Genomic DNA, 22,538 nt, shown 5'->3' on the forward strand with positions numbered 1-22,538 from the left:
ATTTATCTGAGAGCAGCAGAGATAAATGACAAATGGTCAATGAGATCATTGAGGGGATATTATAAATGCATTGATGAGATTAAGGAAATGTTCCAAAGGAGGTATCCTTTATAAATACACAACATTTGGGACACTATGAGATTATCCCTTCACAAACTTTGAGAATAATCATATTAGTACATAACAATATAATTTCAGTGTAACAAAGTATAATAATTAAATGAACACATCAATTTGAATATTCTTAGAAATTCGTATCCCTAAAAATCGTATAACTATTATTATACGGCATTTTTGTAAACAGCTTAACCCTATAGAATATAACATGCTCTATGTTAATATGATTCCTAACTAATGTTTATTATAGATGACTAATTTATAAATCGCTCATCAAACGAAAAAATATTTTTAATGATTCTGTCCCTCATTTTGTATACTTTAGTATTATTTCAATGATTGAATTGTATTACTAGTTGTTTTACAATTTATATTATCTTATTGTTTTTCTATAGGTTTTATTATTTGTATTATTAAAAATAAAAATATTTATAATATAATTTGTTATACTATTAGTATGACAAAAATGATATGCATAAGAGTAGATGATGAATTATATGAATCCCTTATAAAATCAACAGATTCCATTTCAGAATTCTGCAGAAATGCTATCCAGGATCAAATTAAAAAATTGAGCCGGGAAAAGAAGGTTGAGGCTGTTCTGGAGGATGCATCTTCTGTTAAAAATATTATAAAAATTTAGGGGAAATATACATGAGATATTTATTTGATCCCTGGACGCTTCTTAAAGTTCTAATGAACAAAAGTGAAATGATCGAAAGTTACACAGAAGATTTTGTTATTCCAGAAAATTACTCTGTTGAAATTTCATCAATTATCTCAAATCTTTCGGCAGGAGTTGAAGATATAAGGGATAAAGAGAAACTTCTATCATTCTATGTAAAGCTTTTATCTTTCCTGGAAGAATACGATGAAATTAAATTGAACAAAGAACTTAAAGAAACTGCTCTGAATTTAGCCGTAACCTATTCAGCAAAATTTTATGATGCAGTATTGTGTGTTTTCTGTAGAGAAAACGGATGCACACTAATCACCATCAGAGAAGATCTTGAAAAACTTGCAAAAATTATATCTGTAAAAGTTTCAAGAATAACAATGGAATGAGAAAAATTTCTGAGATATACATCAATTTTTTATCACACTGTAATTTTGAGCCACAAAAAATAATTTGCATATTCAGATAATGTAAACACATTTTATATACAATTTAAATGCAATGTTCTGACGCCCCACGCCCAAGCCGGGATTTGAACCCGGATCTAAGGCTCCGCAGGCCTTCAGGATATCCAAATTACCCCACTTGGGCATTTCAGTATAGATGATCATTATAAAATCTATTACTGTTTATGAAACATTAATCTGTTTAGCAATCTAAATAAATTTTCAATTAAGAAATTTCTCCTTTTCAATGCAATGATGGAGTACAATCTATCTCCCAATCCAATTTTTTTCAGGTATAACATGTATGGCATTAGAAATTTTGTAAACTCATAACTGGAAATTAGACTGAGAACAGCATCATATCCAGATAAAATTGAATCATCTTGCTGAATATATATTGAATCTTTTGGAATATGAGGATTAACTGACATGGGCAGATACTCATGGGATGATTTTGAATCCAAATTTTTTATAAATTTACACATTTCACAGTGATCATCATAGTATACTTTCATATTTCCATTCTTTGTACTAAATATTAAAATGACTATTTCAATTTAATAGTATTTAAATAAAAAAACTCACTCAAGTTAAGTGGAGAATTTAGATTTTCAAAAAATTGATGAAAACATAATCAAATATATGAGAGAAAATAGGGAAAAGACAATTGAATTTTTCAACCCCGAACAAATTGAAAATTACAGGATCAGATACAGAAAATTTTTTGAAGCAAGAAATTGCAAAAACATTTTTCTTGGAAAGAAAGAGGAACTGTACATCATGACAGAGAAGGGAATGAACTTTGTTTTGAAAGGTAAAAAGCTGATATATAAAACGGAGAATGTAATAATTTGAGCAAAGATTGATGATGATTCCGGTTTAACTCTGATATTTGAATCCTCAGGGTCAGATTATGGAACCCTGAGGGTAATGAATGAAGATAAAATCATTATGATAAAAAATGGATGGATAACAGATGCATTTTTAAAAGATAATGATCTCATTTATGTTGAAATAATCGCTCCTGAAAACACCAAGGATGTGAAAGCTGGATCATATATTTTTCTAAATAACGAGATAATATTTGGAAAAACCCTCAGTCCTGAGTGGGGAATTGAAGTGAGAAAGAATGAGGGGGATCTTTACATTTTATGCAGTAATGGTGTTAGGTCTTCCCTGTACCTTGCGAAAATGGATAAACCTACTGAAGTTTTTCATGTAAAGGATTTCGAAAAACAGAGGACAATGATCGGTTTCAGGAACAACACTCCAGTATTTCTAATTGAGGAGGGAAACGGAATAATAGAATGGGAATCAACCAGAATAGTGTTGGATTTTCCAGTAACTGATGCTGTGAAGGTGAATGGAGGATTTCTCATATCATATCTGTCTGATGCAAAGTCAATTATTGAGGTGATTGATGAAACAGGGAAATCTATCTGTAAAATGGAAAACGATGAAAAATTCGGACTTTTGAAATTGAGTTCAAACGGCATTGAATCACTGATACTTATCTCATCCTTTGACACACCATTTTCCATTTTAAAATATTCTGATTGCAAATTCATCAGTATTGATAAACAGAAGTACGGGAATGTTAGGTGTGATGAAGGATTTTTTGATTATGAAAATATGAAAATACACTATTTTCATATGAATGCAGGATCAAAAAATGCACTTGTTTATGGATATGGAGGATTTAACATATCCATCGAACCATTTTTCAGCCCATTTTTCTATTCACTTTACAATGAGGGTGTAGACATATTCATAGTGAACCTTCCAGGTGGAGGGGAATATGGTGAAAAATGGCATGAGCTTGAAATGAGGGAAAATAAGAAGAACGTTTATGGGGCGTTCCGTGAGATCCTCAGAATACTGAAAAATAGAATTTACAAAACAATCTGCTATGGAGTTAGCAATGGAGGTCTTCTCTCTTCATATACACTTGTAACAAGCCCTGAATTATTGAGCGGTGCCATAATTGGAAATCCTGTTACAGACCTTTTAAATTTTCATCAGTTCTTAGCGGGAAATTTCTGGAAGTATGAATATGGTGATCCAGAAAATCCAGAGGATGCAAAATTTTTAAAAAAATATTCCACAATCCACAATATTGAGGATAAAAAATACCATCCATCCCTTACTTATACGGGAGAAAATGACGATAGGGTGCATCCATATCATGCTCTGCAATTTTTCCAAAATATGAAAAAGTTCAAACCTGAAACATTTCTTTACGTTACAAAGGGAGGGCATATTGGACCTGATAATTATGAAACAGAGTTACTTTATTCAGTGCTTATTTGTTTCTGTGAATACATATTTAAAAAATCTTAATTTTTTAATAATCAGAAAGACTTTTCACATTTACCCTCAATATTATACTTGAATCAATTGTATTAGATTTTAAAACTAGAAATCCTGTACTGAAAAACCTCTTTAACCCTATTATGAGAGTGAAATTATTTGAATTTTTTTGAAATTCAGTATCATTAGTGATATTGTAACAAAAGCTTGAGGTTCTGTAAAACACCTGTGAAAATGTTATATTTTCTTTACTGTTTTGTGGATTGCCAACCACAACTGAATAATTTCCTGGAATAAGTATGCTGAATGGTATGCTTGTCTCATATGAACCTGACAATTTATATGTGGAGGAGAATATTGAAAGGTTTGTTTCCTGGAAATAAACTGGTTTGCCAGAATAATTCCTTGCCAGTAAAATAAAATCATCGTAAAATGCTTCTATACCGTATTTTCCAGTTAGATATAATCTGTTCATTGCACTACATATTGACAGTTCTCCATTTCTGTCAAAACACTCATAATAACCCAGAGCATAGTCAACCCTGTTTGTTGTACTTAAATTTTGAAGAACATACGAAAAATTAAGAGGATATCCAAATAAGGTATCAAAAGCTTCAAGGCAGGACAAAGCATAATCATGTACGTCAACGTAAGGAAGATTGTTTTGATATATAACATATGGATTGTTTGATGGTATTAGATCAACTATGTTAACATAGGCCTCATATGTAGAAATATCGGGATGATAGATATCATTTCTGAATGGGTCATTTGTGTATCTGTTCAATGGTCCCCATGGCTGAAATACAAGAGCCATAAGCAAAAATACAGAAAACATGGCAATCAGTCCTTTTTTTAACTTTAATTTGTTGAAAAAACTGTCTATTTTTTTATTTTTCTTTTTTTCTGAAACATTTATTACACCAGGATCTTCCCTGTATTTCAATTCCAGAGACTCTATTATTGCCAGAAAAACAAATGGAGCGATGGTTACCGTGTACTGAAAATGAAGAAAGAGGGGATAATCGTATACATTGCCGTTGCTCAAAAAAGAAAATGAGATAAAGGGCAGGAGAAAAATTAACCAGCTGAATTTCTTCAGAGTAATAAAAGTAAATGGTAAAAATATTAACAGTAGAGTTATTATCTTGTTACTTAAATCGGAAAAAACAGTGCTGTAAAAATTTGACAAGCTAACATGAAAATAGCCAGACAATTTTCCAGATTGATAGAGATAGTATTTAGAAGTGAATAGGACAAAATAGGAATATACTAAATATATAATGAATATTGAAATATTCAAAATTATGTACTTTTCCTCTTTACTGAGATTCTTCAGATGGAATTTTTTCTGCATAACATTTTTTATCAAAATGATTGAAAAAAATAAAAGAGGGAATATGAGATATGGAAACCTTACAATTCCGGAAAGAAAAAATAATAATGTGGCAGTTTTCCAGTTATTCCTTAAGTAGAATAAATAACCGAGAAGGAATAATAAAATAAAAAATGCCTGAAAGTGTTAATCATAATGATTTACACCTGCTAGAATAAAGTATATCAGATAAGAGAGTGAAATCAGCAATGAATCAGATCCATCGAGCCCTTTTAAGCGAGATATTTTAAATAAAACCCAGGCGGGCAATCCCAGAAATATTTCCTGGATAACAAGCATTCCCGGTATGCCATCTATGAGAATCAGTGGACTGAAAATAATTCTTAAAAGGGAAAATCCAGACATATAGAGAATGTATGCTGGGTAATGTTCATGAATAATTGAGTTAAGTGTCAGTGAAATTATACCTGCGTCAAAGACGGAATCCATTAAACTGAGCATCCTCAAAATATCCAAGAGTGACCAGAAAAAAATATACAGTATTACACCTAAAATAACTGTAAATTCATAATAATCCAGATTGAATTTAAAATTCTTATTTACATTCATATTCAAATCAAGTCATTATGAAAAAAGCTGATAAATTTTTTTTTAAAAATGAAAACTTTACGAAAAAAAAGATAAAAATTAATTTGTGTAATATATTTGGAATATTTGCCAGCCATTTACAATGTTTTTAAAAATATATTTATATTAGGATAAAATATATCTCGATGTCAAACAGAGAAGTTTCCAGAATTTTAATCCTGCTGGGTGCAATAATTTCAGCTCTGTCAGGACTGTTTCTCATTTTAGTCGCCTTTGTAAGTGGAGTTGGTGCAGCCTTTTCATTTTCAAAGGGATTCACTCAGGCAGGGGTTGTTCTTGCTGCCGGTACAATTGTTACCGTTATTGTTGGAATTGTCATAATTCTGCTTTCAGTAGCAATGGAGAGAATTTCCAAAGGGAGAGGAAAAAACATTCATGTCAGAAATGGCATAATAGTTCTGATACTGAGTGTGGTTCTTTTTGTCCTTGGAGCAGGATTTGTAATAGGCCCAATAATTTCAGGAATTGGCGGAATTCTTCTCATGTTATAATTAGAAGAATATTTTATTTTACAGTTGCTTGAAAATATTCTTCACACTCTTTAACAAATGAAATATCAATATCTGGTTTTTCATATGTTATTTTTCCTTTCAATATTTTCAGGTTAAATTTATCCTGCATTTCTTCAATGTCATCCAGGTTTGTGTAGAAAATGATTATGGATGGCCCTGTGTCCTCTGTGAAGAACATGTTCATATTTTCTGAATCCCTGTGTTCCATAATTTTGAATATTTTTTCATTCATCAAATTCTTTCCTTTTGAAATAAGAAGTGAATGCATGAGCAGCATATCTTGCTCCGCTGCTCTCACAAGTTGCTCTTCGTTAATAGAATTCAAAAGATCAAAAATCTTTAAGAATTTATTTTTACCCCATTCTCTGTAGAATGGAGAGGATGATGCAAGACCGTGAACACCCTCAGTTTTTACACTGTGTGGAAATGGGATCATTCCTATTTCATATTTACTGAAAATGAATGGAATTTTAACTCCATGGGATTTTTTCTGTTCGATTCCCGGATAAGAGTTCCACAAGCTTAGACCTCCAGTTGCAGCCCTGGTCCCAGAACCAGAAGCCAGTCTTGCAATTGCTGATATAAGTGATTTATCAGGATTTTCAAAACATAGGTTTGCAAGAGCTTCCGCTGCTGATGCTGCCACCATTGATGACTCACCCACACCCTTTGCATTGCCATATCTTCTGTATCTTTTAATGTAAAAGTTAAAATGTTCTTTTATCCCGTATATTTTCCTGAAACTTTCAATTGCCTTTTTCCATCTTTTTGAATTTTCAAGATCGGGTTTTCCGTCAATATACACCATATCTTTTTCCGATTTTATTGCGGCCGAATAACATCTTGCAAAGTCTGTTGTTATTGAGAGTGATGGAAAATTTGCGATATTAATATCATTTCTGTAATAACCAAGAAACTTCTCTATTCCCGTTATTGGAAATGAAGAGCCGAATCCAATACCTTCAGTCTTTTTTCTTTCATAATCGTATTCACCGAAAACAATATTTATCTTATTCATGTTTTCACTGAATTTTCTGGCTTCACCACTATATATATGTGTCATCTCATCATCTCTCCAACGTATTCCATAATTTTTATTTTTGTATTTTCATAATTCATATTGTCAAAAACCATTATGCCTGATTTAATGCATTCAGACACTGAATAATCCATCATATATCTGTATGTATCAAGCTGTGCTGAAAGCCTCTCACCCGGAGAGTTAAAATGCGTGTAATTCTGCCTATTATTCAGCCTATTCACATGCTCTTCCCTGTCGGATATTTTTATATAAAAAGGAATCACATTTTCATTTTTTAATATCAGCTGTTCAGGTATGAAATAAAGAGTTTCGATTATCATTGGTTCCCCATTATTAATAGCCCGCTTAATTATTCTGTTTGTTGCTCTGTTTACAAGTTCACCCTGTGAAACAAAACCTCTGACTATGTTCTCTGCATTCTTTTCCCCGTAAACTTTCCAAGCTTCGTAGACACTTAATGAGATTATTTCTTCAGTAACAAATTCCCTTATTGATTCCCGGATATAATCTCCAGACATCATAATATTGAAGCCATATCTTCTTGCAAGTTCTCCAGAAAGACTTGTTTTTCCAACCCCTGGAATCCCACCAATAAGAATTATTTTGAAATTCATTATATACACACCCTATTTCAATTGGTTTTCAATTGACTGCATATCTCTAGTATCAAAAACATATGCAAATTTTGACATTATTTCAAGAGAGTTAAAATGCAGCCTCTCAGATCTGCTGCTGACACAATCTGAAATAATACCAACATTTGCTCCCTCATCAACTGAAAAGATAGCGTTCATAAGAACCTCTCTCTCAGTATTTATACCAATTATAATTATATTGTATTCACTCAGATCACCAAGTTTTTCCTTTATAATTTTTGTACCATTGACACCATCTGTTAAAAAATGCTTACCATTCAATTCAATTTCATGGAATTTCCCAATATATTCCATTTCATAACTGCTCTTAAATTTGTATTTAACTTCATTATCAAATTGTCTCAAAACACCTTCATCATTCTCTACGATTCTATTCTTTTTCAGATTGGTCGTTTCCACATTGTAGCATTCAATATTTTTCCCTGAACAAAAATCTTTAAAATATTCCATTGCGGTAAAATATTCCATTTTACCATAAATTGTCTCAAAGTTTCTCAAATTGTTATTAAGAGCGATAGTCACAATATTATTAACATTCAGAAAATCCAATATATAATTTGAATCCATTATTATCACAGTTCAATTTTTATACTGAAATTGTTTTTATCATTAACCACCTGACATTCAAACCCAAGATTTCTAATTGACTCTGCATCTTTCTCTGCTTCTGACTCACTTCCATAATTCAGGTATATTGAATTGAAACCTATAATCGGTACATTGCTTTGCTTTAATATATAGGATCTGAGCCTGCTTAGGTCGTCCATGAATTCCTCTTCTGAAACCTTCAGTTCTCCCTTTTTTATTTTTTCTATACCCTTCTCTTCCAGTCCCTTATAAATTACATTACCGACCTTCCTGTGAAGCTGGGACTGTGTTTGTATCCTGATGCCTTCAAAAGTCAGATATATACCTATTATCAGTGAGATTAGAAAAAGTATCAAAGAAATATTTCTGATATAAATTAAAATTGAAACAATTATTAGAACAATCCCTCCTGTAAGTTCCAGAGGTTTCATTGATTGCCTTATTTATTCATTGAATTAAAACTTAATCTTAAAATTTTTAAATATTATTAATAGGTTGCTTGATATTCATATTCAGAGTGCTATTTTTAATTTGCCAAAGTAACGTTAATGGAATAAGCGTGATTTTAATATTCGTATAAAAAAAAGTAAGTTTAACTTTTATTTTTTAGTAACATTTATAAGATATCCTGTGTTTATAAAATATGAATCCTACGGAAGATGTTGACGTCGAACAGGGCTCAACCCTAAGAAGAGCTTTCTCGTTACAGGATGCAGCGCTTTTTGGTATAGGGGGGGCAGTGGGTTCAGGTATTTTATTTGCCGCTGCAGGTGGGACTGCCTTTGCAGGGCCTGCGGTTATATTATCCTGGATCATTGCTGCCATCATGATAGTTGTGGTGACCATACCTTATGCAGAATTCTCTTCCATGGCACCAAGAGGAGGTATAAGTGCAAGAGTTGGATATTACTCCTATGGAAATTTTGGAGGTTTCATGTCTGGATGGTCACTGTTTCTGTGGGCAGTGCTTATACCTCCAATCGAGGCTGTGGCTGTTTCACAATATGCTTCTTTTTACATACCGCAACTTTATGACAGTTCCACAGGTTTTCTCACACCTTATGGTATCTTGCTGTCCATAGGTCTTACAGTTCTTTTTGTTATTCTGAACGTCCTTGGAATTAAGTCCTTTGGTCGGTTTAACACCGGTCTCACCTGGTTAAAGGTGGCATCTGTCATAGCAATAATAGTGATCGTTCCCCTGATAGTATTTCATCCATCCAATTTTAACACACCCAGCTTCATTCCATCTGTGACAAATTACACCCCTTACGGAGCCGCAGGAATAGTTATAGCCATACCTGCATCTGGAATTCTTTTTTCATTTGGTGGATACAGACAGGTTGCAGATATGGCTGGAGAAATCAAAAATCCAAAGAAAAATCTTCCACTTGCAATAGGCATAACACTTGCAGTGCAAAGCATTTTTTACATTTTGATGTCAGTGATAACAGTAGCAGCTATAAACTGGGCTGGACTTGGCCAACCTGTAGGTGACTGGTCATACGTATCAGGTCTTTCATCACCTCTGGCAAAGATACTGGACGGATCACTTCCATATGTAACTGGAAGTTCCCACGTTATATTGGAAGCCATAATCCTACTCATATTGCTTTTTGCAATTTTCGCTCCACTTGGAACTTTTGGAGTTTATTTGACAGGAAGTTCAAGAATCATTTTCGGTTTCACAAGGGAAAAATCACTGCCAAATAAACTTGGGGAAACAAACAGTAAAGGAGTACCTCTCTATGCAATTATACTGGTAGCTGTTATTGGAGATCTGTTTCTTATTCCAATTCCTAATTGGTATTCACTTGCAGATTTTGTGGTTTCAGCAGCTACAGTTAACTTCGCAATAGTCGCGGCTTCAGTTCCGGTTATGCGTAAACTTTACTCTGATCTTGAGAGACCTTACAAGACACCGGCACATATTCCATGGTCAATTCTTGCATTCATTTTCGCAACACTTCTTATTTACTGGTCAGAGTGGCCAACAGTCCTGTATGCAATGGGTGCAGAACTTGTGGGCATAATAGTGTTTCTGATTTTCAATGTGGGTCTCAATAAGGAAAGAGAAGGTTTGAAATTCCACTTTAAAAACGGAATATGGATTCCATTCTATGTAATAGGCCTTATTATTCTTTCATATCTTGGATCTTCAGACACAGGCGGTATAAACGTGATTCCATATCCATATGACTTCATTTTAGTAATAGTGTATGCAGCAATTTTCTTCGTTATTTCACAGTTGGTTGCACCAAAGACAGAAGTCAATGATTTCAAAGGACTCATAGAAAGGGCACCAAAGGAATTAAAGGAAGGAGAGGAGGCCTGAATATAAAAATTTTTAACTACTTTTTTTATTCTATGATGTGAAAATACTTGTTACTGGACACAAGGGTTTTATTGGTGGGAATATTTTCAATTACCTGAAAAATACTCAAAATGAAGTGTACGGTTATGATCTGGAGGATACGATCCCAGACGTTAAATTTGATTTTATAATACATATGGCCGCAAGGGGTCTAATTCGTAAGTCAGTTGAGCACCCATATGAATATTTTGATGATGGCCTCAATCTGACGGTTAAAATGCTTGAACTTGCCAGAAAAAGCAAGGCATCTTTTATTTTTCCTTCATCTGGATCAACTGCAAAACCCACAAATCCATATTCACTTGCGAAAAAAAATGCCGTAGAATGGATAGATCTTTACGGAGAACTCTATGGCATTGAATCATATATACTGAAATTTTTTAACATTTATGGAGAAAATGCAAGAAAAGGTGCAGTTTATCTTTTTACCAGAGCTGCCATTACAGGGGAAACCGCAACTGTTTATGGAGATGGTAAACATGTTAGGGATTTTGTGTATGTGGGTGACGTGGTAAAATTCATTGATGACATTTTGAAAGGAAGAGTTAGACCTGGGGATTATGAAATTGGTACTGGAAAAGGAACATCGGTAATTGAACTTATTGATAAAATTGAAAAAATAACAGGTAATAAAATAAAATACAAAAATGAAGATTACATTGTGAATGAAGCAGACAATCTTGTGGCTAGAAATCCCGCCATAAAAAATATCACTCCACTTGAAGATGGGATTAAAAGAGTTTTGAATTTCATAAAAAATGATAAAATATAGTTTTTTTACATATATGACTGAATTGTTGATATTTCATAAGATATTTCAGACACACTTGCATAATGATGATCAAGGTAGTAAAGGGTATAAGATTGCAGATCTGTCGGATTTATGAGTGGCCCATTAAGTATGAATGTGCCAGATGGTCCTGTAATTATGAGCATTGTGGTCAAATGCTGTGTACCGGTCATATTTGCAGATGTTTTGGTCCCGTTATCAAGATTTACTATCTTATACTTCAATTCATAATTTTTGAAAATTGTGAATATGGGTGTTGGTACCTGACTCTGTACCACTGAAAGTCCGTAACTAACCACCTGATCAGGAGCAAGGGCGATGCCATTTCCATTTTGCAATGAATAATCACTCCCTTCCTCCCCAAAAAGTGTCTCATTGTACATGTAAATAGGCTTGAATGAAGCATGCATTCCGTTAATATTCATTGTTGCAGAGCTTGTGAATATGACACCTGGTATGTTTGCAAGAGATCCTTCGTTTGGATCTGATAAGTGTGAATATACTATATTGCTTATTGAACTGTTATAATCGGCCATTGCACCATAGAGACCCCATGATAATGATGCTCCTATAGGGCATCCTATCCAGGATATGAAATATATGTTCATCTGTCCACTGGGAGAATAGTTATTGTCACTTACCTTTAAGAATGTTCCCCATTCAGCATAATCTGGAGGTGTAAAACTTTCACTTCCAGAAAATATTGGAATGTTAATTATTCCGCTGAATGAAATCACAGCAACTATAAGAATAATGCCTACAATTACGATTAATATTTTTCCCATCATCTTGTTTTGAGGTCCCTTAAAATTCCCATGTTTTTTATTGTTATTTTTATTATTTTTGGAAGCCATTAAAACTATATGCTAAATTTTTAATTTAAAGTTTATCTATGCCCTCTTAATCTTCAAACAGATGCCTTTAAAGTTCAATGAAAAAGTGAGAGATGACTGGATTAAAAAAGAGAAAAAATTTGACGTTGCCATAATCGGAGGAGGGATAATGGGTGCAGGCATGGCAAACCTTCTGTCTCAAAATGGCATCTCTACGGTATTGTTCGAGAAAAATGATTTTGCTTCGGGAACAAGTTCAGGTTCAACCAAGCTTGTTCATGGTGGCATAAGATATCTTGAAAATTTTCAATTTCTGGAAGTTCTGGATCTGATCAGGGAAAGGGATTATCTTACAGAAAATACAGAAATTGTAAAAAAAATGGAATTTGAAATTTTGCTTGACAAATATTCTTGGAAAAAATCTACAATTCGTATTGCCATATTTTTGTACAATCTTTTCTCAGGAAAATTTTCAATTCCAAAATTTCAAAAAAACGGAGGAAATTATTCAAAAGAAGTTAAGGGATATTTTACATATCCTGATTCATACACTGATGATTCAAAACTTGTCATATACAATGTTGTGAATGCGGTGAACAATGGATCCATATGTTTAAATTATTGCGAGGTTAAAGAAATAGAAAGGGGAATGGATAATATTAACATAACAGCTCACGATCACATCGGTAATAAGGATTTCAAAATTAATTCGCAATATGTGATAAACTGTGCTGGGCCATGGGCGGGAAAAATAGCGGATAATTATGAAGAAAATAAAAAATACAATTTAAAACTGAGCAAGGGAGTCCATATAGTTGTGCCATCTGAGCTCATTGGAATTAAGAATTCTGTTGTTTTTAGATCGCATATTGACAAAAGGCAAATGTTCGCAGTTAACAGAGGTGAGGTGACAATAATAGGGACAACAGATCATTTTGTAGAGGATCCAAATGACTTTAGTGTGGATGAAAATGATATAGAATACATAATTGAAAGCTCACAAAGATTATTCACAAGGGTGGAGAAAGAGAATATCATTTTTTCATATGCAGGCATAAGACCACTATATGGGAAATCAAATAATCCTGGAAAGATTTCAAGAGGTATTCATATTGAACATGATTCCAGGTTCATTAATGTATTCGGTGGAAAACTGACAAATTACAGATCTGCAGTGAGAAAGGTTGGGAAGATACTTAACAGGATGAGCAGGATGGGTATAAATACAGCGGGGCTTCCAAAAATAGATTACGTAAGGCCAAAACTTGGATATCCTGATATTTTTAATTATGAAAGGGATTTTGAGTGTGCAATATATCCGGACGATATAATATTGAGAAGAGAGTGTTTTCCATTCAATACCCTTACTGGAGGAAAGGAATATTACCAATACATCAAAGGGGCACTTGGAAGAGATGGAAAAATAATTGAAACCTAATCCAATAGTGTTCTTATGTCTGGACAGATTAAGGTTACTTTTATTGGTACAGGTGGATCCTGGCCATATCTTGGAAGAGGCCTTCCCGCCATAATTCTTCAGATTGACGATATCACAATACTGTTTGATTGTGCAGAGGGAACACAGAGAAAGATAATGAAGTATGGAATATCATTTATGAAGATAGATCACATATTTCTAACACATTTACACGGTGATCATTTTCTGGGACTTCCAGGTCTTATCCAGAGCATGTCATTCAATGGAAGAACTAAGGATTTGAATATTTATGTTCCTGAAAATGGTGCATCAATGATTATAAATTCCCTCTCTCTTGGATATTATTCATTAAATTTCAATATAAAAATACATGAACTTAAAGATGAGACGGAGATTATTTTTCCAGATTTCACAGTAAAGTCAATAAGGGCTGATCACCCAGTTCCTGCTCTCTCCTACAAAATAGTTGAAAATGATCTTATAAAAATAGATCCTGAAAAGGCCAGAACTTTGCTTTTGGATCATTCACTGATTGAAACAATAAGAAATAAAGGTTATGCTGAACATAATGGTAGAAAAATATACCTGAATGAAATTTCTGCAGGTATCAGGCCTGGCAGAACATTTGTATACACCGGCGATACAAGACCAAATCCAAAAATGGTGGATTTTGCAAAAAATGCAAGTTTGCTGGTTCACGAGAGTTCCACGGACTCATCTTTTGAACCTACTGTTAACCAGTATGGCCATACCTCTGCGAGACAGGCTGCTGAGATTGCAAGGGATGCTGGGGTAAAGAAACTCTTTCTCTTTCATTACAGTCCAAGAATAGATGACACATCAATCCTTCTTGAAGATGCGAAAAAAATTTTTGAGAACTCATTTTTAAGTGAGGATGGTCTAAGTGTTGAGATAAAAAAGGAGGAAACTATTTTAAATCAGTGAAACTGTTTATGTTATTGAAATTACCAGATCTTTCAGCATAATTTTTTTCAGGCTTTTCCGTCCTGATAAATATTATCTGAACTATCCTATCACCTTTTTTCAGATGTATTCCTTCATGGGATGAGTAGAAAAATAGTTCAAGTACTCCTGAAAATCCAGCATCAACATAACCAAAAGAGCCTATCAATCCTTTCCTTGCAAATCTTGATTTTATCTGAATCAGGCCAGTGAGAAATTCAGGTATTAACAGCTTCTCCGCAGTTAATATCTTTACCCATCCCCCAGTCAATACATCTATTTCATCAACAATCCCTCTCTCTCCATAAATAGATCCAATGGTAAGATCATAACCATTGGGCGTCAGATTTTCCTCTTTGAACTCTTTTATAAGACCAGCTTCTTCACTGAGTCTTTTTATGTTCCCATCACTTATCACCGTCAATTCTTCACCTTTTTTGTCAATTCCATTAGTTTATTCTCCCTGTTAAACCTTGATCTGAATGTAGTTTCAAAAACTATTGTGAGAATTATTGAAACAACAAATGAAATCCCATAGCTGATGTCTGCCCCACCTGTTAAATTATAGAATGGTATTGTTATACCAAAAGATGATTCCACTGTGTCCATAAACGGAATTGAAATGAGAATTGATATTATATACGCAATGAGTGGTGGCCAGTTAACATTGATCCCTGAATAATCCTTATTTTTGAGTATGAAAAACTCACAGATCATAACTCCAAGCCAGGGTGTTATCCAGTAATCCAGAACGTAAAGAAAACCTTCAAAATATGTGTCAAAATTGTAGAAGAAAATATAAGATAGAATGAGAACTATGACACTCACTGCAGACATAATTCCATATTTTGAAAACCTAATTCCCATTGACCTTATTGACATAAGATTTGAATATAGGTTAAGTGAGTTTGCAGCGGCTCCACCCAGGAAGAGAGCCATGGAACCAACAAACCAAAGCGGTCCCAAAAGACTAAGGAAAGCGGAATTTTCAAAATTTCCCCCCAGATTGAGTCTGTAACCTATAAGAAATCCGATCACCTCAACTATAAAAGATGCCACAGATGATCCTGCGAATGTCCAGATAAAAGAACCCATCTGGTTCTTTCTACCGTCAGGTATGTACCTTGAGTAATCTGCTGCATATGGACCCCAGGACATTATGTATGAGAATGATAACATAATTGCGGCTGCAAATACCGGAGTGGAGAATGTACCTCCCATTGAACTGTAAGGCTGACCTTTGACATAAAATGATGAGACAAGAAGATAAAGAAATAGGATTCCAAGAAGCACAGACATGATCTTTTCAAACTTCTTTATTGAATTATGACCATATGCAACTATAAGGATCAAAAAAAGCATAGTTAGCATAATCGATGTTATTTCAACCGCCTCTGAAATTCCGTGTGTTAATGAAATTATATATGCAAGTGAAGTTGCCGAAATGATCAGATTAACTGTTAACCATCCACCAGTATTGAGAAGTTGTAGCAAAGAAAAGGCAATTCCTCCCTTCTTACCCATTGCATTTCTTGTTAAATACATCTGACCTCTGCCATACTTAGGTCCCAGATAACTCATGAATCCAACGAGCACGCCACCTAAAACATTCGCTATCAAAAATGCAATTAAAGTGTAATTAAACCCAAGACCAAGGCTCTGTACGTAAACTCCCAGGAAAAGATCCGCCACCGTGAGGTTCGATCCAAACCAAAGATAGAACTGAGAGGATGGCAAAAGCTTTCTTCCATCAGCATTTATCTCATTGAAAAGAGTTTCATCTGATCCTGAATTTATTTCAGTCATCGCTGGGAAATTAAATCCAATAATTTAATATTCTTTTTGCTTATATATTAGTGGATCATTAGAAAAAAATTAAGTTTAGTATCCATTAAAGGTTTGATGGATGAAGTTGAGAAAAAGGTCGAGGCAATACTCTTTGCTTCAGGCTATCTGATGCAAGTAAATGAGATAGCTTCTATTTGTGGAGAAGATTCAGAGGATGTGGGGAAGGCAATAAAAAAACTCACAAAGGAATATGCAAAGAGAGATACAAGCATTGAGATAAAAAAGGTGGGAAAAAAATATAGAATGGAACTTAAGGACGAATACAAGAATATTGCAATGCAAGTTGCAAGGCCCGAAATTGATCATGATGGACTTAAACTGCTCTCAGTGATAAATTCAGGAATAGATACTGTTGGAAGAGTAAAGGATGCAGTTGGAAAAAATTTTGAACTTGCACTTATGAAGGTAAGAGAGATGGGTTTTATCAAATTGGAAAAGTACAGGAATACTGAGAAGATAATACTCACAAGAAAGTTCTACAGTTATTTCAATATTCAACCACCGAAACAACCTAAAATGGAAAAAGGTGGTGAAGATGAGCAATAAAATAGTACTTATAGGAAGTGGCGCCAGGGAAGATGCATTGGGGAGAAGAATAAAGGAGTCTGGTGCCTCACTCTTCACTGTAATGAGTAATCAGAACCCTTCCCTGAATAAAATTTCAGAGAAGGTTGCATATGCAGAAGCGGATAACTATGAAAAGATCCTTAATTTCATTGAGGAGGTTGATCCTGATCTTGTATATGTTAGTCCAGATGGATACCTTGCAACCCCTCTTGTTGACAGACTTGAGGTGAGAAAATACAGAGTGGCATCCCCAAACTCAAAGGCGTTTCAAATTGAATCGTCAAAAATATATATGAGACAGCTGATAAAAAGATTCGGAATTCCTGGAAATATTAAATTCCAAACTTTTAATGATGTTTATGAATTGCAGAAATTTTTAAATGAGAATTCAAAAATGATGTTTGCAATAAAGCCATCAGGATTGACGGGTGGAAAGGGAGTAAAGGTGATGGGTGATCAGATAAATTCAATTGAAGATGCAATTGAATACGGATCAACCTTAATAGAGAAGGATAAACTTGTACTGGTTGAGGAAAAAATTCAGGGTATTGAATTTTCAATTCAGGCTTTTACAGATGGACAGAACTTTATATTTGGCCCTGTGGCTCAGGATAATAAAAGACTTTTGGAAAACGATATTGGGCCAAATACAGGTGGAATGGGTTCTATAACAGATTGGGACGGAAATCTTCCATTTTTGGATAAGGAAACCATAGAAAAGGCAAAGGACATAACAAAAAAGATAGTCAGTTCAATTTACTCAGACGGTTCAATATTCAGGGGTGTAATATATCCACAATTCATGTTCACAGGAAATGATGTAAAGATAATTGAGGTCAATGGCAGGATAGCAGACCCTGAGGGCATAAACATGATATCACTACTTGAGGGAAATGTTGTAGATATTCTCTTCGCCATTTCTGAAGGTAGCTTGTCAGAAAATATGGGAAAGTTTAGAAAAAAGGCCTCTGTGGTAAAATACTTGGTCCCCCCTGGTTACGGTACTTCGCCTCAAAAGACTAAACTGAAGGTAAATTCAAACGATCTGAAAAGCAACTTCCGCATATACTATGCATCAGTTAATGGTGAAATAGAGGAATTCGAGACCACCTCTTCAAGGTCTCTTGCACTATATGCGGAGGCAGACTCCATTTTTGAGGCCTCAGAAATTATAGAAAGAAATCTTTGGAGAATTGAGGGGGACTATTTCATGAGACATGATATAGGAACCGGGAAAAACATATCATCAAAGATGAATTTTATACATGGAAAGGAAAAATAATTACAAATTTTTTTTAAAAAATCCATAACCGGCTATTGAGTGAGCAGCTACTGTCCAAATTGTTAATTCCTTATGGAAAATTGAATACATCTTTCCTTTTATATCTGACTGGTAGTCTCCCTCTGAGAAACCTCCTATAATTAAATTATAATGTTCATTTTCATCACTGAATATTTGAGAAACCCTAGTTTTTTCACCATCTGGATGCATTATTATAGTTTTATAATTTGGATTTACTGCATCTCGCCATCCACCTTTTTTTGTCTTCATCAAAATTTCACCGTCAGGAGCGTCGATATACCCTTTTTCAAATAATTTTTCAAAAAGTCCTGTGAACCTGTTATAAGATTTTGGAGGTCTCATCTCCCTGTTCACTTCTATTATAATGTCCTGTTTTGTATGAATGTAAAATTCTATCTCACCAAGTCTGTTCTCAATACTGTCCTGAACAACGTTGATTAAAATGTGAAATATGTCAGGTCTTCCCATTCTATTACCCATTCCTGGAAAATAAGTTTCCACTGCAGAATGAAGGTAATTTGAATCCAAAAGAATCTTTGAGGGGTGTTTTCCCCTCTCCTTTGAATATTTTCTAACTCTGTGGTCTTCCCACATTTTTTCCGGAATCAGTTCGAGTTCAGCATCTACCACTGTGACCCTTAGCATATTATGATGCACCATTACTTTCCTGACATTCTCTTAAAGATTGTAAGATACTCCAGACCCTTTTCTATACCCTTAGAGTTTTCTGGGTTGTAAAACTTTGAGCTGAATTCCCTGACCGCGCTTTCATTTTCCAGACCACAATATGGAATTACTACCTCCAACATCCTTGAACTATACCCTGTGCCCTTAAAGAACTGATCCACTGTCTTGTATATCATCTCCATGTTTGTGATTATGAATTTCCTGTTTTCCCTGTTAAGCGAGCAACTTATTATAAATCTTATACTATCCTGTTTTTTTATTCTGCCCTCAAGGATCATTTCAAGTATTCTGTTCAACTTCTGGTCACCCTTAAGATAAGAAAGTGCAGAAACAACATTTACTCTGTCCTCGTCTGAATCTGACTTCTCAAGTATTTCAAGCAATTTATTCTCATCATTGCTGCTTATTGAATATGATATTAAAACTGAAGGCCTTGAATCCGCATCTAATTTGAAATACTCATTGATGTGTTGTGAATTTTCCTTTGAAAATTCAGTATCAATTATTGAAAGTGATGTTTTAAGCCTGCCTCTGAGAACCTTCCTGTTTATCCCCTCCTCTGCTGAAATTTCCCCCATTTTATTGAGTTGATTTCTCATATAATTTGTTGCAAACTCAAGGAAATTGTTTGTTGGCTCCAGTATTCTATAAATGTTCATGATTACGGATATCATCACATCCACCACAATATATTCTTGATCCTCAGTAAATACTGAAAGCAAGGACATTAATTCATTCAGCTTAATCTCACCAGCCTGGAAAAAGGCATAGTAGTCCGAGATGAGTCCAAATCTTGCAAACTTATCCATTTCATTCTTATGTTTCAAAACCTCTTCAAGCAATTCATTACTGTATCTTACCCTGTAAAATCCTGATCTTTCGTTGTTAAGGTACTTGAAATCCTTCAATGGAATACTGATCTCCTGATTCTCCATTAGTACACTCTCAGTGCTACCATTTCTCACAACTGTTATTGGAATTGGCCAGATCTCACTGTCTTTTGTACCATCAAGTAGAAATCTTGACTGTCTTATACTAATCTTATCACCAATAATTTCGCAGTAAAGAACTGGATAACCTTTTTTGTTTATCCATGCAGACATGATTTTGTCCACCGGCATTTTTGAAACTTTTCCTATTGAATTCCAGAGATCGCTTGCAACAGCGTTTCCAAATTCATGCTCCCTTAAATATTCAGATACTCCTTTTCTAAAATTCTCCTTTCCCACAAAATATTCCATCATCCTCAGAATGCTACCGCCCTTTCCGTATGATATTTCATCAAAAATCTGGGATATTTCTTCTGGAGATTTTACTTCAACATGTATTGGATGGGTATTTCTCAAACTGTCTCCTGTCATTGCTCCTGAAGTTTCAGAACCAACCATCTCTGCAAAGATATCCCATTCAGGATGCTTATGATCAACTGCCTTATAGCTCATGAATGTTGCGAAAGATTCATTAAGCCACAGGTCATCCCACCATTTCATTGTCACAAGATCCCCAAACCACTGATGTGCAAGTTCATGGGATATGACCTCATCTATTCTCTTCAATATCATTGAGCTTGTTGTATCCGTTACTATAAGTTCTATTTCCCTGAATGTTATTGCACCCCAGTTTTCCATTGCTCCAAAGGCAAATTCGGGAACTGCAATGAGATCCTCCTTTGGAAGTTTATACTCTATACCAAAATAATTCTCGAAGAAGTTGATAGTATCAATTGCCATATCAACTGGCTTCTCGTTCAGTTTAAATTTATTTTTTGCTGCCACAAGACCGACCGATTTTGAACCGTATTTTTTCTCAAGCCTGTCAAATTTAGAAACACCTATGTAAAGAAGATATGTGGACATTCTTGGAGTCTTTTCAAACTCTATAATTTTTCTCTTATCCCTGACCTCCTGTTTCTTTGTTGGCATGTTTGAAATACCATCATAGTCTTCAGGAATATCCAAGGTTATGGAAAATTCTGCCTTGAAGGATGGATCATCCATACATGGGAATGCGTATCTTGCCCCTGTTGCTTCAAATTGAGTTGTTATAAAAACAAAATCCTTTTCTTTGGAGTAATAAATTCCGTTTAACCCATCTGAAATCTTCCCTTTGAATTTAATATCGATCTCCACTTCCCCCTTGATATCAGAAACTATCTTTAGAGACTGATTTTTTTCATCAACCTCATACATGATCTGCCTGTTGTTTATTGCGACATCCTCGATTTCCATATCCGCACAGTTAAGTTCAAAATCACCCTTTACTGTACAGTATATCTTTTCTGTACCCTGGAATTGCAATTTATCAGTATCTATTTTATAATATATTTTATATTCTTTGATTTTTTCCATATTCTTGAAAAGTGATTAAGTATAAAATTGTATTCCTGAATGTGAATGGTAAATATACTGGAGCCCAATAAAAACAATTTTCAACAATGTGTGGAAATGTGTAAAAATACATTGATTAATGAAGGCCTTGTTATATTTCCAACAGAGACTGTTTATGGATTGGGAGCCGATGCACGGAACCATACTGCCTGTAAAAGAATCTTTGAGGCAAAGGGGAGACCTCAAGACAATCCACTAATAATTCATCTTGGAAATTTTACACAAATAGAAAAATATGCCTTTGTAGAGGAAGTTGCCCATATTGAAGAACTTAAAAAATTCTGGCCTGGTCCCCTGACTGTAATAATGAATAAAAAAGAAACCATAAGCAATGTTGCAAGCGCAGGTCTCAGCACCATAGGTATAAGAATACCCGACCATTCATTTACAACCAGGATGCTCGAGTATACCAATATTCCTGTGGCAGCACCAAGTGCAAATATTTCAGGTAGACCAAGCGCTACCAGAATTTCTCACATATTGGATGAACTGGGCAATAAGGTTGATCTGATAGTTGATGGTGGTAATTGCAAATATGGAATTGAATCCACAGTGATACTACCGGAAGATGACAAATGCACAATTTTAAGACCCGGTGCAATAACGGAAGATGATCTAAAGAATATATTTGAACATGTTGAGTATGCTAAGGAAGGGGCAAAGGTTATGTCTCCAGGAATGAAATACAGGCACTATTCACCTGAGAAATCATTATATTACTGTAAATCTGAAAAAATAGAAGAACTATATTTTGATGATAATGGTAAATCGCTGTTCATAGTTACAAATGAATTATATCAAAAATTGAAAAAAAATGGTGTAGGGGAAAACATAATTTTGATTGGAAACAGGGAAAATCCATACGAAATATCATCACATCTTTATGAATCCTTCAGAAAACTGGACAACTCACCATACAGATCAGGGTACATAGAATCTTTTGAAGAGAAGGGATATTACATTTCAATCATGAACAGATTGAAAAAGGCGGCAATACAGTTATAATGAATAAAATTA

The 22,538-nt window shown here is 34.4% G+C and carries 24 protein-coding genes and 1 tRNA gene; 12 read left to right on the forward strand and 13 right to left on the reverse strand.

Features of this window, described 5'->3' with window-relative positions:
• Positions 1 to 574: 574 nt before the first annotated feature.
• Together ACNF4Z_RS04805 and ACNF4Z_RS04810 are read left to right on the forward strand one after the other, a co-directional pair.
• Positions 575 to 760 carry a hypothetical protein gene (locus tag ACNF4Z_RS04805; protein ID WP_458328109.1) on the forward strand — a complete coding sequence of 62 codons (186 nt, stop codon included), beginning with the start codon at positions 575 to 577 and terminating at the stop codon, positions 758 to 760.
• Between the two features lie 11 nt (positions 761 to 771).
• The gene (locus ACNF4Z_RS04810; RefSeq protein ID WP_458328110.1) at positions 772 to 1,182 is read left to right on the forward strand and encodes a hypothetical protein; all 411 of its coding nucleotides are present in this window, start codon (positions 772 to 774) and stop codon (positions 1,180 to 1,182) included.
• A gap of 128 nt (positions 1,183 to 1,310) precedes the next feature.
• On the opposite strand, the gene ACNF4Z_RS04815 is transcribed toward ACNF4Z_RS04810, so the two are convergent.
• Positions 1,311 to 1,384 (reverse strand) — tRNA-Arg (locus tag ACNF4Z_RS04815).
• A gap of 31 nt (positions 1,385 to 1,415) precedes the next feature.
• Positions 1,416 to 1,754, reverse strand: a complete 339-nt coding sequence (locus ACNF4Z_RS04820) for a hypothetical protein (RefSeq protein WP_458328111.1) — start codon at positions 1,752 to 1,754, stop codon at positions 1,416 to 1,418.
• A 79-nt stretch (positions 1,755 to 1,833) separates the two neighbouring features.
• On the opposite strand from ACNF4Z_RS04820, the gene ACNF4Z_RS04825 reads away from it, so the two are divergent.
• Both ACNF4Z_RS04825 and ACNF4Z_RS04830 read left to right on the forward strand, forming a co-directional pair.
• Positions 1,834 to 2,094, forward strand: a complete 261-nt coding sequence (locus ACNF4Z_RS04825; RefSeq protein ID WP_458328112.1) for a hypothetical protein — start codon at positions 1,834 to 1,836, stop codon at positions 2,092 to 2,094.
• A gap of 75 nt (positions 2,095 to 2,169) precedes the next feature.
• Entirely contained in the window at positions 2,170 to 3,579 is a 1,410-nt protein-coding gene (locus ACNF4Z_RS04830; protein ID WP_458328113.1) for a prolyl oligopeptidase family serine peptidase, read from the forward strand.
• A gap of 4 nt (positions 3,580 to 3,583) precedes the next feature.
• On the opposite strand, the gene ACNF4Z_RS04835 is transcribed toward ACNF4Z_RS04830, so the two are convergent.
• Both ACNF4Z_RS04835 and ACNF4Z_RS04840 read right to left on the reverse strand, forming a co-directional pair.
• The gene (locus ACNF4Z_RS04835) at positions 3,584 to 4,906 is read right to left on the reverse strand and encodes a hypothetical protein (RefSeq protein ID WP_458328114.1); all 1,323 of its coding nucleotides are present in this window, start codon (positions 4,904 to 4,906) and stop codon (positions 3,584 to 3,586) included.
• A 165-nt stretch (positions 4,907 to 5,071) separates the two neighbouring features.
• On the reverse strand, positions 5,072 to 5,494 hold the full coding sequence (locus tag ACNF4Z_RS04840; protein WP_458328115.1) for a hypothetical protein: 423 nt from the start codon (positions 5,492 to 5,494) through the stop codon (positions 5,072 to 5,074).
• 164 nt (positions 5,495 to 5,658) lie between these two features.
• On the opposite strand from ACNF4Z_RS04840, the gene ACNF4Z_RS04845 reads away from it, so the two are divergent.
• A complete protein-coding gene (locus ACNF4Z_RS04845) occupies positions 5,659 to 6,024 on the forward strand; it encodes a hypothetical protein (protein ID WP_458328116.1) in 366 nt (121 codons plus the stop codon).
• A gap of 13 nt (positions 6,025 to 6,037) precedes the next feature.
• On the opposite strand, the gene ACNF4Z_RS04850 is transcribed toward ACNF4Z_RS04845, so the two are convergent.
• Genes ACNF4Z_RS04850 through ACNF4Z_RS04865 form a run of 4 tightly spaced genes read right to left on the reverse strand, consistent with a single transcriptional unit; the run spans position 6,038 to position 8,762 of the window.
• Positions 6,038 to 7,108: a hypothetical protein gene (locus ACNF4Z_RS04850; RefSeq protein WP_458328117.1), complete on the reverse strand. Its 1,071-nt coding sequence runs from the start codon at positions 7,106 to 7,108 to the stop codon at positions 6,038 to 6,040.
• Positions 7,105 to 7,701 carry an AAA family ATPase gene (locus ACNF4Z_RS04855; protein WP_458328118.1) on the reverse strand — a complete coding sequence of 199 codons (597 nt, stop codon included), beginning with the start codon at positions 7,699 to 7,701 and terminating at the stop codon, positions 7,105 to 7,107. Before ACNF4Z_RS04855 ends, ACNF4Z_RS04850 begins: the two co-directional genes overlap by 4 nt.
• Positions 7,702 to 7,713: 12 nt before the next feature.
• Positions 7,714 to 8,310 (reverse strand): isochorismatase family protein, encoded by a 597-nt coding sequence (locus ACNF4Z_RS04860; RefSeq protein ID WP_458328119.1) that lies wholly within the window; start codon positions 8,308 to 8,310, stop codon positions 7,714 to 7,716.
• Positions 8,311 to 8,315: 5 nt separating this feature from the next.
• Positions 8,316 to 8,762: a hypothetical protein gene (locus ACNF4Z_RS04865; protein ID WP_458328120.1), complete on the reverse strand. Its 447-nt coding sequence runs from the start codon at positions 8,760 to 8,762 to the stop codon at positions 8,316 to 8,318.
• Positions 8,763 to 8,974: 212 nt separating this feature from the next.
• Between ACNF4Z_RS04865 and ACNF4Z_RS04870 the strand changes: the two genes are divergently transcribed.
• Entirely contained in the window at positions 8,975 to 10,666 is a 1,692-nt protein-coding gene (locus ACNF4Z_RS04870; protein ID WP_458328121.1) for an APC family permease, read from the forward strand.
• Between the two features lie 37 nt (positions 10,667 to 10,703).
• The gene (locus ACNF4Z_RS04875) at positions 10,704 to 11,477 is read left to right on the forward strand and encodes an NAD-dependent epimerase/dehydratase family protein (RefSeq protein WP_458328122.1); all 774 of its coding nucleotides are present in this window, start codon (positions 10,704 to 10,706) and stop codon (positions 11,475 to 11,477) included.
• A gap of 5 nt (positions 11,478 to 11,482) precedes the next feature.
• On the opposite strand, the gene ACNF4Z_RS04880 is transcribed toward ACNF4Z_RS04875, so the two are convergent.
• Positions 11,483 to 12,349, reverse strand: coding sequence for a DUF929 family protein (locus ACNF4Z_RS04880; RefSeq protein WP_458328123.1), 867 nt, complete (start codon positions 12,347 to 12,349; stop codon positions 11,483 to 11,485).
• Positions 12,350 to 12,410: 61 nt separating this feature from the next.
• Between ACNF4Z_RS04880 and ACNF4Z_RS04885 the strand changes: the two genes are divergently transcribed.
• Complete coding sequence (locus ACNF4Z_RS04885) at positions 12,411 to 13,766, forward strand: glycerol-3-phosphate dehydrogenase/oxidase (RefSeq protein WP_458328124.1); 1,356 nt, start codon at positions 12,411 to 12,413, stop codon at positions 13,764 to 13,766.
• Positions 13,767 to 13,781: 15 nt separating this feature from the next.
• Positions 13,782 to 14,711 carry a ribonuclease Z gene (gene rnz / locus ACNF4Z_RS04890; protein ID WP_458328125.1) on the forward strand — a complete coding sequence of 310 codons (930 nt, stop codon included), beginning with the start codon at positions 13,782 to 13,784 and terminating at the stop codon, positions 14,709 to 14,711.
• Here the strand turns inward: rnz and ACNF4Z_RS04895 are convergent.
• Positions 14,695 to 15,147: a dCTP deaminase gene (locus ACNF4Z_RS04895; RefSeq protein ID WP_458328181.1), complete on the reverse strand. Its 453-nt coding sequence runs from the start codon at positions 15,145 to 15,147 to the stop codon at positions 14,695 to 14,697. The two genes, rnz and ACNF4Z_RS04895, sit on opposite strands and share 17 nt — an antisense overlap.
• 2 nt (positions 15,148 to 15,149) lie before the next feature.
• Entirely contained in the window at positions 15,150 to 16,535 is a 1,386-nt protein-coding gene (locus ACNF4Z_RS04900) for a purine-cytosine permease family protein (protein WP_458328126.1), read from the reverse strand.
• Positions 16,536 to 16,631: 96 nt separating this feature from the next.
• Here ACNF4Z_RS04900 and ACNF4Z_RS04905 point away from each other — a divergent pair, with 96 nt between their 5' ends.
• Entirely contained in the window at positions 16,632 to 17,123 is a 492-nt protein-coding gene (locus ACNF4Z_RS04905; RefSeq protein ID WP_458328127.1) for an SMC-Scp complex subunit ScpB, read from the forward strand.
• Positions 17,113 to 18,426 (forward strand): phosphoribosylamine--glycine ligase, encoded by a 1,314-nt coding sequence (purD, locus tag ACNF4Z_RS04910; RefSeq protein ID WP_458328128.1) that lies wholly within the window; start codon positions 17,113 to 17,115, stop codon positions 18,424 to 18,426. Before ACNF4Z_RS04905 ends, purD begins: the two co-directional genes overlap by 11 nt.
• Here the strand turns inward: purD and ACNF4Z_RS04915 are convergent, their stop codons facing one another.
• Complete coding sequence (locus tag ACNF4Z_RS04915) at positions 18,427 to 19,092, reverse strand: 16S rRNA methyltransferase (protein WP_458328129.1); 666 nt, start codon at positions 19,090 to 19,092, stop codon at positions 18,427 to 18,429.
• 14 nt (positions 19,093 to 19,106) lie between these two features.
• Positions 19,107 to 21,482 (reverse strand): M1 family metallopeptidase, encoded by a 2,376-nt coding sequence (locus tag ACNF4Z_RS04920; protein ID WP_458328130.1) that lies wholly within the window; start codon positions 21,480 to 21,482, stop codon positions 19,107 to 19,109.
• Between the two features lie 45 nt (positions 21,483 to 21,527).
• Between ACNF4Z_RS04920 and ACNF4Z_RS04925 the strand changes: the two genes are divergently transcribed.
• A complete protein-coding gene (locus ACNF4Z_RS04925; RefSeq protein ID WP_458328131.1) occupies positions 21,528 to 22,526 on the forward strand; it encodes an L-threonylcarbamoyladenylate synthase in 999 nt (332 codons plus the stop codon).
• The last annotated feature ends 12 nt before the right edge of the window (positions 22,527 to 22,538 follow it).

It is taken from the genome of Caldiplasma sukawensis, assembly GCF_052315375.1.
Classification (GTDB): Archaea; Thermoplasmatota; Thermoplasmata; order Thermoplasmatales; family Thermoplasmataceae; genus Cuniculiplasma.